Annotated in this window: 13 protein-coding genes and 1 pseudogene; 7 read left to right on the forward strand and 7 right to left on the reverse strand. The window is 56.0% G+C overall.

Going from position 1 to position 11,994, the window contains the following annotated elements:
- Positions 1-90 precede the first annotated feature (90 nt).
- Positions 91-816 carry a serine/threonine protein phosphatase gene (locus ACF8EF_RS17995; RefSeq protein WP_176684563.1) on the forward strand — a complete coding sequence of 242 codons (726 nt, stop codon included), beginning with the start codon at positions 91-93 and terminating at the stop codon, positions 814-816.
- Here the strand turns inward: ACF8EF_RS17995 and ACF8EF_RS18000 are convergent.
- A complete protein-coding gene (locus tag ACF8EF_RS18000; protein ID WP_176684562.1) occupies positions 764-1,378 on the reverse strand; it encodes a LysE family translocator in 615 nt (204 codons plus the stop codon). The genes ACF8EF_RS17995 and ACF8EF_RS18000 overlap by 53 nt on opposite strands.
- An 83-nt stretch (positions 1,379-1,461) precedes the next feature.
- A complete protein-coding gene (locus ACF8EF_RS18005) occupies positions 1,462-2,271 on the reverse strand; it encodes an AraC family transcriptional regulator (protein ID WP_392461093.1) in 810 nt (269 codons plus the stop codon).
- 131 nt (positions 2,272-2,402) lie between these two features.
- On the opposite strand from ACF8EF_RS18005, the pseudogene ACF8EF_RS18010 reads away from it, so the two are divergent.
- Positions 2,403-2,780, forward strand: a pseudogene (locus ACF8EF_RS18010) (LysE family translocator); the annotation flags it as partial.
- A gap of 318 nt (positions 2,781-3,098) precedes the next feature.
- Positions 3,099-5,426, forward strand: a complete 2,328-nt coding sequence (locus tag ACF8EF_RS18015; RefSeq protein WP_392529279.1) for a P-loop ATPase, Sll1717 family — start codon at positions 3,099-3,101, stop codon at positions 5,424-5,426.
- A 438-nt stretch (positions 5,427-5,864) separates the two neighbouring features.
- Here the strand turns inward: ACF8EF_RS18015 and ACF8EF_RS18020 are convergent, their stop codons facing one another.
- On the reverse strand, positions 5,865-6,485 hold the full coding sequence (locus ACF8EF_RS18020) for a LysE family translocator (protein WP_392529280.1): 621 nt from the start codon (positions 6,483-6,485) through the stop codon (positions 5,865-5,867).
- A gap of 185 nt (positions 6,486-6,670) precedes the next feature.
- Here ACF8EF_RS18020 and ACF8EF_RS18025 point away from each other — a divergent pair, with 185 nt between their 5' ends.
- Positions 6,671-8,296, forward strand: a complete 1,626-nt coding sequence (locus tag ACF8EF_RS18025; RefSeq protein WP_392529282.1) for a recombinase family protein — start codon at positions 6,671-6,673, stop codon at positions 8,294-8,296.
- A 4-nt stretch (positions 8,297-8,300) separates the two neighbouring features.
- On the opposite strand, the gene ACF8EF_RS18030 is transcribed toward ACF8EF_RS18025, so the two are convergent.
- From ACF8EF_RS18030 to ACF8EF_RS18045, 4 genes are read right to left on the reverse strand one after another with little or no spacing between them, the layout of a single operon-like run.
- The gene (locus ACF8EF_RS18030) at positions 8,301-8,573 is read right to left on the reverse strand and encodes a hypothetical protein (RefSeq protein WP_087535010.1); all 273 of its coding nucleotides are present in this window, start codon (positions 8,571-8,573) and stop codon (positions 8,301-8,303) included.
- Positions 8,570-8,788 (reverse strand): hypothetical protein, encoded by a 219-nt coding sequence (locus tag ACF8EF_RS18035; protein ID WP_392529284.1) that lies wholly within the window; start codon positions 8,786-8,788, stop codon positions 8,570-8,572. The genes ACF8EF_RS18030 and ACF8EF_RS18035 overlap by 4 nt, the downstream gene beginning before the upstream one ends.
- Positions 8,781-9,269, reverse strand: a complete 489-nt coding sequence (locus tag ACF8EF_RS18040) for a hypothetical protein (RefSeq protein WP_392529286.1) — start codon at positions 9,267-9,269, stop codon at positions 8,781-8,783. The genes ACF8EF_RS18035 and ACF8EF_RS18040 overlap by 8 nt, the downstream gene beginning before the upstream one ends.
- Positions 9,266-10,021, reverse strand: a complete 756-nt coding sequence (locus ACF8EF_RS18045) for a hypothetical protein (protein WP_392529288.1) — start codon at positions 10,019-10,021, stop codon at positions 9,266-9,268. The genes ACF8EF_RS18040 and ACF8EF_RS18045 overlap by 4 nt, the downstream gene beginning before the upstream one ends.
- Before the next feature lie 20 nt (positions 10,022-10,041).
- Between ACF8EF_RS18045 and ACF8EF_RS18050 the strand changes: the two genes are divergently transcribed.
- The 3 genes from ACF8EF_RS18050 to ACF8EF_RS18060 form a co-directional block, all read left to right on the forward strand.
- A complete protein-coding gene (locus tag ACF8EF_RS18050; protein WP_392529290.1) occupies positions 10,042-10,611 on the forward strand; it encodes a glycoside hydrolase family 19 protein in 570 nt (189 codons plus the stop codon).
- The gene (locus ACF8EF_RS18055; protein ID WP_392529291.1) at positions 10,611-11,165 is read left to right on the forward strand and encodes a lysis system i-spanin subunit Rz; all 555 of its coding nucleotides are present in this window, start codon (positions 10,611-10,613) and stop codon (positions 11,163-11,165) included. Before ACF8EF_RS18050 ends, ACF8EF_RS18055 begins: the two co-directional genes overlap by 1 nt.
- Before the next feature lie 151 nt (positions 11,166-11,316).
- A partial coding sequence (locus tag ACF8EF_RS18060; RefSeq protein WP_392529293.1) for a DNA adenine methylase occupies positions 11,317-11,994 on the forward strand: 678 nt, incomplete at its 3' end.

The following is an 11,994-nucleotide window of genomic DNA, read 5'->3' on the forward strand; positions in this document are numbered from 1 at the left end:
GCGGTGCCTTGTGCCATGCTGTCCAGTGACAGCGCCATGAGCAGGGCACGCGCGAGGCGGGCATGGTGCCACCAGCAGAGGAAGACGGTAATGGCACGGTTTCGGCGGCTGATCGCCAATATCCGGGGACGGGACCTGGCGGTGGGCGATATCCATGGTCACTTCCAGCGCCTGCAACAATGCCTGGATGCGGTAGGGTTCGATCCGGCGGTGGACCGCCTGTTCAGCGTAGGTGACCTGGTCGACCGTGGGCCGCACAGCGAGGCAGCGCTGGAATGGCTGGCCCAGCCTTGGTTCCATGCCGTCCAGGGCAATCATGAGGCCTTGGCAATCACCCGCGTGCGCGGGGGGCGGCTCGACCTGGGCATGTACCGCGCCGCCGGCGGTGGCTGGTTTCTCGACTTGCCGCGGCGCGAGCAACTGCGTTTCGTGGAGCGTTTCGAGCAGCTGCCGATTGCCATGGAAGTGGAGAGTGCAGACGGGCTGGTAGGCCTGCTGCATGCAGACAGCCCGTTTGCCGACTGGGCAGTCTTACGCTCCTGGCTGGAACTGGATGACGACCCTGACGTGCGCCAAGTGTGCCAGTGGTCGCGTCGGCGCCTGAAAGAGGGAGACACCCAACCGGTGCAGGGCCTGCGAGCCCTGCTGGTCGGCCACACCCCGGTGCTGGAGGCCAAGCTGCTGGGCAATGTGTGGCACCTGGACACGGGGGGCTGGTCCAGCGGGCATTTCACCTTGGTCGACATGCGCACCTTGCAGCGGGTCAGCCCTGGGCCAGATGCAGCAACAACGCCCCTGCCAACAACACCAGCATGACCCCCGAGGCCCGCTCCAGCCACGCCAGGCTGCGGGCGAATCGCCGCAGTACCCGCTGGTTGCCGATGGCCACGGCGACCAGCAAGTCCCAGAGCAGGACGATGCTGAACATCCATACGGCGTAGGCCGTTTTCCAGCCGGGGCTGACGCTGGCGACCATGCTGGCCAGGCTGGCATAGAACAGCGCGTTCTTGGGGTTGAGGATGCCGGACAAGAAGCCCATGCCCAAACTGCGCCACCAGCCATGCACCCGCTGGCTGCCGGTGACTGTGCCCAGGCTGGTTTGCCCGGCATGGCGCAGGAACAGCACGCCGATGTACAGCAGGTAGCTGGCGCCGGCCAGTTGCAGGGCGGTAAATAGCAGGCTGCCCTGCTGCAGAACCGAGAGCCCGGTGAAGGCGATGACGATGAACGCACCGTTGGCCAGTGCTATGCCCAGGCAGGCGCCGCTGGCGATGCGCCAGCCGCTGCTGATCGCGTTGCGTGCGACCAGGAAAAAGTCCGGGCCAGGTGAGAGCAGGGCAAGGAAGTGGGCCAGGGCGATGATCATGAATTGTTGCATTGGGGGCTGCTCTACGGAAAAAACCGCAGTCTGCTGCCGGGCCCGTTCTGGCGTATTGAACAATATTGCACCTGCAGCAGCCTTCAGTTTCCGCGGTACTGCCCCGGCGTAACCCCCACATGGGCCTTGAACACCCGCTGGAAATGGCTCTGGTCAGCAAAGCCAAGCTGGTAGGCCACTTCCGCCAGGGCCAGCCCTTCACTCAACAGTTGCCGCCCACGATTGACCCGGGCATTGAGCAGGTAGGCATGCGGCGTGAACCCGGTAGCCGCACGAAACGCGCGGATCAGCTGATAGCGCCCAAGCCCCGCCTCCCGCGCCAACACCTCCAGGCTCAATTGGGCAGGATCCTGGTGTTCGATGTGTGCAAGCAACCCGCTCAAGGTGGCGGCTTCCAGGGCGGGGGCCGCTGCCAGCGGTGGGTGTGCGGAAACGTCCAGGTCCCCCAGAAAGGCAATCAGCGCCGCATCTTTCTCGCCGTTGCAGGCACTGGAAAACAGTAACCTGTTCAGCGCGCAGAACTGCCGATATACCTCAGCCTCCCTGCAGATACGCACCGGTTCGCCAGCTTCGATACCGCCAAGGCCCGACTCCAGGCGTAACTGCGTCAGCCAGTCGGCATCCACATGCAGCATCTGATAGCTCCACGCCAGGCCGGGGGCCGGGTTGCAGGCATGCACGCGGTGGGCCGGAACCAGTACCAGCGTGCCGGGTGCCAAGTGATGCTGCCCGTCGGCAGCCCCGGTGAAATGGCTGCGGCCAGCATCCACCGCACCGATGGAAAACGTCGGGTGGCTGTGGGCCTTGTAGCAGGCCCGGCTGTGGCAGGCGCGCCGGCTTTCGACATGTGGCAGGGCCGGATCGCGCCACAAGGCGGCGTGGGAACGGGGCATTACAGGCTCCTCGGTATTGCCGGCAGGTTAACAGGTACCGTGGACCCGTACAGTTTTTATCGCTGGCTGTTACTTGACCGCAGGGCCCGGAACGCGCCGAAATAGAGGGCTGTTGTCAGAGGAAAACGAGAATGGACCTTTCAAGCCTGCTGCTTTTCATCCCCGCCTGCTTCGCCTTGAACATGGCGCCAGGGCCAAATAACCTGTTGTCACTGCACAACGCCAGCCGTTACGGCCTGCGCACCGCCTGCGTGGCCGGCGGCGGCCGTATCCTTGCCTTCTGCGGCATGATCGCCCTGGCAGCGATGGGCCTGGCAGTGGTGTTGCATACCAGCGAATACCTGTTCCTGGCCATCAAGGTGGTGGGCGCGGCCTACCTGTTCTACATCGCCTGGCAACTGTGGCGCGCACCCGTGAGCGAGACCGTGGTGGCAAGCGATCACCCTGGCGGCACTTGGCGCCTGGCGCGCCAGGAGTTCTGGGTGGCGGCCGGCAACCCTAAGGATGTTCAATATAAACACAGGTGACAGGCACCTATCGACCCAATGCTGCCCTTCGCGGTGGTCACATACCGGCCAATAGCTGCCAGTGGCGTCAGCGCCCTTGCAGCAAGATAGGGGCTCTCAGACACGCTAGTCAGGCTTGATTGCGCAAAGTCCTGCATGACCTCGGAGCGACCAACCACCCTCCTACCTAATTGGACCAAAGTTTTTTCAGAAAATTTGGTCAACGTAGCAACCCTGCCTTTACCTCAGGATTTTTGCCCGCTAGTCTGACTCATTATGTTGTGGCCATGAGCCATCTCCTGCGATAGGGAAATCGATCAAATGAGCAACTCTAACGGTTTTTTTGCTTATGCTTCGCAACCTTCAGACATAGGGCAAGTAATTGAGCGTGCTGTTGGTATTGTGTCTAATACCTGCTCAGAAGTTAAGGTTAAAACCTGGGCCGCTCTTGATATTGTCGGTCATTTTATTGGCGATGAGGTTTTAGCTGGAATTGACGAGGCTGATTTTCTATTGGCTGATATCACTGAGCTAAATTTCAATGTTACTTACGAAATCGGATATGCGATTGGTAAGGGGAAGCGGATTCTACTTGTAAGAAATAGAGCGCTTACCACACAGGGCGTTACTATCGCCAAGGTAGGTATATTCGACACCTTGGGGTATCGGGAGTACCAAAACTCTACTGATCTTGCCGCCTTTATTGCTGGTGCCCCTACTGCAAAGGCGTTGGACGTGTCTGCTCCAATGAACTTGAAGGCCCCGGTTTATTATCTGGACTTACCAGTAAAGTCGGATTGGTCTACTCGGATTATCTCTAGAATCAAAAAGGCCGGGTTTACCTTTAGGAATTTTGATCCTAATGAGATTCCAAGGCTTTCGGCTAATGATGCAATATCGCAAGTGGCGCAGTCCTATGGTGTGGTTGTTCCTCTTCTAGGCTCTACTTATCAAGGGTGGGAAATTCATAATCTCCGCGCAGCCTTCATAGCGGGTTTAGCAGAGGGCATGGGGAAAGTTATTCGTATCCTTCAGTGGGGTGATGATCCTGTCCCCCTGGATTACAGGGATTTCGTTAGCGTTAATTACCACCCTGATGATGTCAATGTTGTAGTAGAGGCGTTCGCTGTTGAAGTAACCCAGGCGTTCCAGCTGGTTGAGAATGTGAATCTCAAGCAGGAAAGATCTTTTCTAAAGAGGCTTAATCTTGGTGCGACCTCTGCCGAGAATGAGATGCGTGATTTGGACCGCTACTATCTCGAGACGGATCAGTTCCTAAAGTCTTTAAGAGGTGAAGCCCATCTGGTAGTAGGTCGTAAAGGATCAGGGAAATCCGCTATTTTCATACAGATCAGGGATGCTGAACGCGAAAAAAGTCGAAATAAAAATATTGTTCTCGACTTAAAGCCGGATGGTTACAAGCTTGTTAAGTTCAAAGAAAGAATTTTGAAATTTCTTGCAGAGGGTACTTATCAGCACACTGTTACTGCCTTCTGGGAATATGTTCTTCTTCTTGAGATTTGTTATAAAATTCTGGAAAAGGATAAGGCTCGTCACATTCACGACCATAGGCTTTACGATGGCTATAGAGAGCTGGCAGAGCTTTATTATGCAGAAGGTTATGATTCAGAAGGGGATTTTTCCGAACGCATGTCCGTTCTTATGGAGAAAATATACTCCGAGTATCAGTCATTGTACGGCGATAAAGAGAATACCTCTTTGAGCGCTGCGCAAGTTACAGAGCTCCTATATAAGCATGATGTTAAGCAGCTAAAAAATAAGCTGGGTAAGTACCTGGAAAACAAAGAAGTACTTTGGCTTTTGTTCGATAATATAGATAATGGTTGGCCTACCTCAGGTTTACAACACGAAGATTTGCTTATTATTCGAGCGCTTATTGAGGCAACCAGGAAGATTGAGAGGCAGTTTGGCTCTGACGAATTTTCTGTTCACTCAGTGGTGTTTCTGCGCAATGATGTCTATGAGCTATTGGTTCAAGAGACTTCTGATCGCGGAAAAGAAGCCAACGTTGTTTTGGACTGGACAGACCCTGATCTTCTTCGAGAAATGGTGCGCCTCCGCATTGTTTCAAATGGTTTGGATGAGGATGCAGATTTCAAGGCGGCGTGGCTTAGTGTCTTTGTTAGCCACTTTAAAGGGGAGGAAACATCTCAGTTCCTTATTGAGAGGTCGCTGATGCGCCCCAGATTTCTACTGAATTTGATTAATCAGTGCAAGGGGTTCGCTATTAACCTCAATCATGAAATTATTGATGCAACTGACATTGAGAAGGGAATTGCCGCTTATTCCTCTGACTTGCTTCGTGATATTGGATACGAGTTGCGTGACATTTCCGGCAATGCTGACGGAATTCTCTATGCATTTGTTGCGTCAAGTTCAGTGCTTTCCGAGGTCGATGTTTTAAGCAAGCTAAAGGAGTCTGGTCTTGATGAGTCGCAGGCCGCCAATGTTCTCGATCTTTTGCTGTGGTATGGGTTTCTTGGCATCAAGATGAACTCAGATGAGCCAAAGTTTATCTACGATTTCAGTTACAACAAGGCGCTTCTGGATGGCATTAAGCGTAGGGCGGGGCTTGTGAGCTTGGCTATTAATCAGGCTTTCTGGCCCGCACTTATGATTGATCAATAGTTAATTTTTCTACGCCAAATTAATCGTCCGCATTCAAAGAATGCGGGCTTGAAACAAAGCGCGCACTTGGTTTTTCTTGCTCGTTCAAGAAAAGGGGCAGATCTATTTACTGGGCTGACTGTCCGCTTCTGGCCGATTGTTGCCCTTCACCAGCGTCCGCTATGGGTCCAGGCTGTGTGAAAACGTTCTGCGCGATCAGGCTGGTTAGAAAACGACCAGAGTTTCGCGCTTCTGCGCGAAATCTAGGTTAGCTAAATAACCAAGCCATTACAGATTTCACGTACGCTCGCGCTCTTCAGAGATCCATTTGCGTTTTCACACAGCCTGGGTCGATAGCTGAATCGCCCTCTCAGTAGGCTCCACTCACAAGGGTGCCGGGATATTCAGCTAGGCTACCGGAACCCAAATATACAGCTCTCCCTTAGCTGCTGAGAGGCCTTATGCACGCCGCGTGGCGAGCAGTACCGAGGCTGCGCCAGATAGCAGCACCGCGCAGATGCGGTTGAAAAGACGTTTTTCTTTGGGGTTATTGAACCAGCGTCGCAGGTGCAACCCGATTAAGGCATAGCCTGCCAGTGCGATCATCTCGAGTACCAAAAACAGAGCACCCAGCATTGCAAACTGCGGCGCGACATCATGTGCTGGGTCTATGAATTGTGGTAGGAATGCTGTGAATATCAATATTGCTTTTGGATTTCCAGCTGCAATGACAAACTCTTGTTTCGCTAGGTTCACAAGACTTCTTGGTTTTGCATCGCTCGTCTCCTGATTTTGAATCTTTGCTGTCCAAAGTTTAAAAGCTAAGTAGAATAGATAAGCAGCGCCAAGAAATTTGATACCTAGAAACACCAGTTCGGACGTTTCGAGTACAGCCGTTAAGCCCGCTGCTGCGAGCGCTATCATTGCTGCAAAAGCAATTAGCCTTCCGGTGCCTGCAAGACATGAAGCCCAGAAACCATAATGTGTGGCGTTATTAACCGAAAGCAGGTTATTTGGGCCGGGAGCCATGTTCAGTGCAAAACAAGCAGGTATGAATATGAGTAGTGTGGAGATGTTCATGATTCTTCGTCATTTTTTGTGAATGTTGGTGTGGGCATCATTTATGAATTCGTTTCTTTTTTCAATCCCCTGCGTGCTGAGCGCCGGCTAGCAGAATCATCTCGGCATGATCATGTGTCCACTGGTTGGCCCTTTGAGTGGTAATATATACTTCGGTTTTTCACGTTTAGAGTAGAATCAAGGGCATGCAAGCGTCTCAGGGAGTGGTCTACAGCTATTTGCGGTTCTCTGACCCGCGCCAAGCAGCAGGGAACAGTGCGGACAGGCAGGCTGAGTATGCGAAGTCATGGGCTGCGGCAAGGGGACTCACACTAGACGAGTCGCTTTCCTTGAGGGATGAGGGCCTTTCTGCCTTTCACCAGCGGCACATAAAACAGGGCGCCTTGGGCGTCTTCCTGCAGGCCGTTGATGAGGAGCGTATCCCGGCCGGCTCTGTATTGGTTGTTGAGGGCCTGGATCGTCTCAGCCGGGCAGAACCGATACAAGCGCAAGCCCAGTTGGCCCAAATCATCAATGCGGGCATTACCGTGGTCACCGCGAGTGACGGCCGTGAGTACAATAGGGAAAGGTTGAAGGCGCAGCCAATGGACCTGGTCTATAGCCTTCTGGTCATGATCCGGGCTCATGAAGAGAGCGACACCAAAAGTAAGCGCGTGAAGGCCTCAATCAAGCGCTTGTGTGAAGACTGGATCGCTGGACACTACCGTGGTTTGATCCGCAATGGCAGCGACCCTCGCTGGGTCCGCTTCGTCGACGGTCGCTGGGAGTTGATTCCTGAGCGTACCGAAGTTGTGCGATTTGCCATCGAGAAGTATCGCGAAGGATATGGCGCTGATCGAGCCTTCAGTATGATCCAGGAACGGGGCTTCGATACTTCTTATCTCGGGATCTCTCCACAGCAGATTTATCGCCTGATCAAGTTAGTGGCTTTGAAAGGTGCGAAGCATATCTGTGTTGACGGTGAAGATTACCTGTTGGAGGACTATTATCCTCGGTTACTCTCGGATGTTGAGTTTGAGGAATTACAGCTATTGCGAGGTCAGCGAAGTCGTCGGCGAGGGAAGGGAGCCATTCCTGGGATAGTGACTGGTATCGGTATTACCTACTGTGGCTACTGCGGCACGGCAATGACCGCGCAGAATGTGATGCATAAGGTTCGACCTGATGGGACTTTGACGGATGGGCATAGGCGTATCATGTGCATGTCCTACATGAACAAAGGAGGGTGCGATGTGGGCGGAAGTTGTAGCGTTGCACCTGTCGAACGGGCTGTTATTTCGTTTTGCTCAGATCAGATGAACCTGCTGCGTTTACAGCAGCCAGCAGGACCGAGTGGCGACCTACAGCAAGGGGTTATGAGCTCGCGAAAGCAGGTGGCTGATCTCGAAGCCCAGCTCGGCCGGCTTACTGAAGCGTTGGCATTGGGGGAGGGTGATGGCGTTCTGCCGATTACGTTCCTGCGTAAAGCCCGTGATCTCGAAGAGCAGCTGACTAAGGCTAAAGCAAAGCTGCTCCAGGCTGAACGAGAGCTAGCCGGCATCGCCTCCAGGCAGAGGCCAGCAGATGCAAGGCTATGGTCGGATCTAACCGCCGGAGTTGAGGCGCAGGAGGTCGAGGCGCGGGATAAGGTTCGGCAATTGATGATCGATACTTTCGAGCGCATCGTGGTTTACATGCGTGGTGTATTGCCAGAGGGGCGCAGGGCTTGGTACATCGATGTCCTGCTGATTTCCAAGGCAGGGCAGCGCCGATGGCTTAGGGTCGAGAGGAAGTCTGGAAAGTGGGCGGCCGGTATCGACCGCCCAGGTTGAATCTTTAAGCTGACTTTTTGTTGTCCAGTGGGAGGCCAGGTGGGCTAGTGTGGACCACCAGGTGCCCTTGTCCCTCCCAGAAGTTTTCCTGTACCTCCACACATACGCGCCAGGCCGCCCATGCCACGTCTTGTCCGGCTGCAAGGATGTTGCCGTACTCATCAATGATCGCCAACTGGGCGGGGGCGCCTGACTCGCTCTTGGCGGTGAAGCCAGTGCTGACTGTCGCTGATAGCTTTGCACCCGCCAGTTTTGGGTTAGGTACTACTGTCTTCATTCAATATCTCCCCGGCGGGCGATGGCCCGTTTACCCAATGCTCGTTTAGCGGCCACGTTGGCCATGTAGGCTGCCCACTTGTCGCCTTCCCGCTGTTGGCGGATCTGGCCGCACTTCGTGTGTCGTCGTGTCGATCTGCCTTTACCGCAGACATCACAGATTGCGGGCAGGTCGAGGCTGTGTGAGGCCATGGGTGGGCGGATGCGCTCAGTCATGGTGTGCCCCGCCGGATAACGCGGTTTTGATGCGCTCGCGCAAGGGCTTCGAGTAACCACCTTTCAGCATGGCGGTGAAGCAATCGCGTAGTAGCACATCACGCTCAGCCAGCTTGGCGCGGAGGGACTTGATCAGGTCGTCGGCCTCGATCTGAAGGTTTCGGTGCTGCAGGTTTTCCTCCGCCAGCCGAGCAACCTCGACGCTGTCGACGGCAAGTCCCGCGAGATCCGGTTCGTCGATCAGAATGGCAGATTCGATGCGTTGCTCGCCGTTTCCAACAGCCTCCATCTTGGATTGGTACAAACCGCCTTGGCCGCACCAAACTGTCACTGGGGTCAGTTGATAGGTAGCCAGTTCCGAAAATTGCCGGAATACATCTCCAGCGATCAGATCGGTGCTCATGTTGTGAAGCCCGCAAACGGCGGAAAGTGCATGCTCCAGCGACGTCTTGTTGAAAATGATGCGTTGAATGCGGCTCATGCTGCCTCCACACTGTCGACGCTGGCCGAAGTTTTTCGCAGTTGGACGTGCACGCGAATTGCGAGTGCCAAGATATCCTGCTGTTGCTGTATGGCCCGTTTCCGGCCTGGTTCGGTGCCTGGGAGGGCTTTCCAAGTCTTCTCGGCCAGGCGCAATGTCTCGGCCGCATGCATCAGCAGGTCATAGTCCGATCTTGTCACCGGTATGCTCTGGTAGGACTGATCAGCAGGCATCATGAACCCGGCTTGCTTCAGCGCGGCTTCAATTGCCTGTGCCATCTGCCCGGAGGTGGCGTACGTACCATTCTGCTCGGCCAGTATCGCGTCCATCGCGGCCCCAATGCAGCTGGCGGCAGAAGGGTGCGTATACCCCATGGCAGGCTGCGCGTACGGGCGATTTTTAGCGATTAGCGCTGCATCAGCGGGCGCTGCCTCGCGCAGCCTGTCGTGGGGTATCAGTCCCTCGGTGGGGCTGCTGAAAGGGGGAATAATGCCTGCTGCTTCGCAGCAGAGACTTTCTGTTTTTTGCGCGTCGACAACACGGACTTCGCGGAGCGAAGCGGGAGTGGCTTCGATTGATTCCTGTGCTCTCGCGTGCCCGCTTCCCTCCGGGGTCGAACCCTGTGGTGGTATCTCCATGATGGTGGTGCGACTGACATCGCTCGGCAGGAGATCAAAAAGCAAGCCGCGTTGGTGGTGGGCGCGACCTGCTTTTCGGCCAAGGAAATAGGCGTAACCCTTATGGCCGCTCACGGCCATCACTGGAGAGAATAATGGCTATCTCAGTACAACAGCTGCAGCAGATCCTCCCCAACGCCGGCCGCAAAGCCGGCGTTTTTGTTCCCGGCCTCAACGCCACAATGGGCAAGTACTCGATCGTCACCCCTCGGCGTATGGCTGCGTTTCTTGCGCAAGTCGGCCATGAGTCAGGCCAGCTGCTGTATGTGCGCGAGCTCGGCAACGATGCCTACCTGGCCAAGTACGACACCGGGCGGCTGGCGGAGCGCCTTGGCAACACCCCGGCGGCTGACGGCGATGGTCAGCGGTACCGTGGGCGTGGGCTCATTCAGATCACCGGCCGCGACAACTACGAGGCCTGCAGCGAAGCGCTGTTCGGTGACAGCCGCTTGCTCAACACACCCGACCTGCTTGAGCAGCCCGTCTATGCGTCGCTGTCGGCCGGCTGGTACTGGCAGCGGGCAGGACTCAATAGCCTCTCGGACAAGGTGCTGCGGGCCGATGACGCGGTGTTCGAGCTGATCACCCGGCGTATCAATGGTGGCCTGAATGGGTTGAAGGATCGCCAGGCGTTCTACAAGCGTGCGCTGGAGGTGCTGCAGTAATGCCGATGAATTGGCGTATCGCGCTTCTGGCCGCTGCGGTCGGTCTCTGTGCCGGCGGGCGTGGGGCCTGGGTCTGGCAGGCCAGCGAGTACGGAAAGCAGCTGGCTGAGCAGGCTACAGGTTATGTCCAGCAGCTTGCAGACAGGGACCGGATCTATGGTCGCGAACGCGAGGAGGCTGCAGCTGCAGCCCTGCAACAGTTGGCGGAGCAGAAAAGCCAGCGCAAAGACCTAGAAGATCGCCTGCAGGAGCAGGGCAAAACACATTGGAAGGAAATGAACGATGCACAACAGACTCAAGATCACCTGCGTGACAGGCTGGCTACTGCTGACTTGCGGCTGTCAGTCCTTGTCGACGCCGGAGCCTTTGCCGCCCCGGGTGGTGACGGTGGGGTGCGAGAAGCCGCCTGCACCGGAAGCGTGGTTCATGGAGCCATACGCGCCCGACTTGACCCAGCGCATGCTCAACGAATTATCGGTATCACCGACGACGGTGACCGAGGACTGATCGCACTGAAAGCCTGCCAGGCCTACGTCCGTACAGTCACCAAATGAAAAGAGGCGAGCCGGGTGGATGCGTCAACATCCAGCCCGGCCCGCTGAACCCGCAGACCCTTCCTGCAAGTCCAGCCGTGGCCTCTGCCTTGTGCACAAAGCGCGGCGAGCCTAACACCTGTTTATCCATACAGTAAAGACTTGCATACCTATGACCTCTCCAATTATTCCCTGGATGGGTGGCAAACGCCGCCTGGCCGACCGCTTGATCCCTCTATTTCCCCCTCATGAATGCTACGTCGAAGTCTTCGCCGGCGGTGCCGCGTTGTTCTTCATGCGTCCCCAGCCCGCCCCCGTGGAGGTGCTGAACGATCTCAACGGTGACCTGGTCACCCTCTACCGCGTTGTACAGAACCACCTGGAGGAGTTCGTGCGCCAGTTCAAATGGGCGCTCAGCTCTCGCCAGATCTTTGAGTGGCAGAAGATGACGCGCCCGGAAACCTTGACCGATATCCAGCGCGCTGCTCGGTTCTTCTACCTGCAGCAGCACGCTTTCGGCGGCAAGGTCACCGGGCAGACGTTCGGTACCGCGACCACCGGACCGGCCATCAACTTGTTGCGCATCGAGGAGAACCTGTCGGCCGCGTGGCAGCGCCTTGCCGGTACCTACGTCGAGAATCTGCCCTGGCTCGACTGTGCCGAGCGCTACGATCGGGCACACACATTTTTCTACATGGATCCGCCATACTGGCAGACCGCCGGATATGGCGTGGATTTTCCGCTCGAGGAGTACGAGCGCATGGCCAACTTCATGCGCCGCTGCAAGGGGAAAGTGATGGTCAGCATCAACGATCACCCAGACATTCGACGCGCGTTCGAAGGCTTCCAC

The sequence above is a fragment of the Pseudomonas sp. zjy_15 genome (genome assembly GCF_043101865.1).
Taxonomy (GTDB): domain Bacteria; phylum Pseudomonadota; class Gammaproteobacteria; order Pseudomonadales; family Pseudomonadaceae; genus Aquipseudomonas; species Aquipseudomonas putida_Y.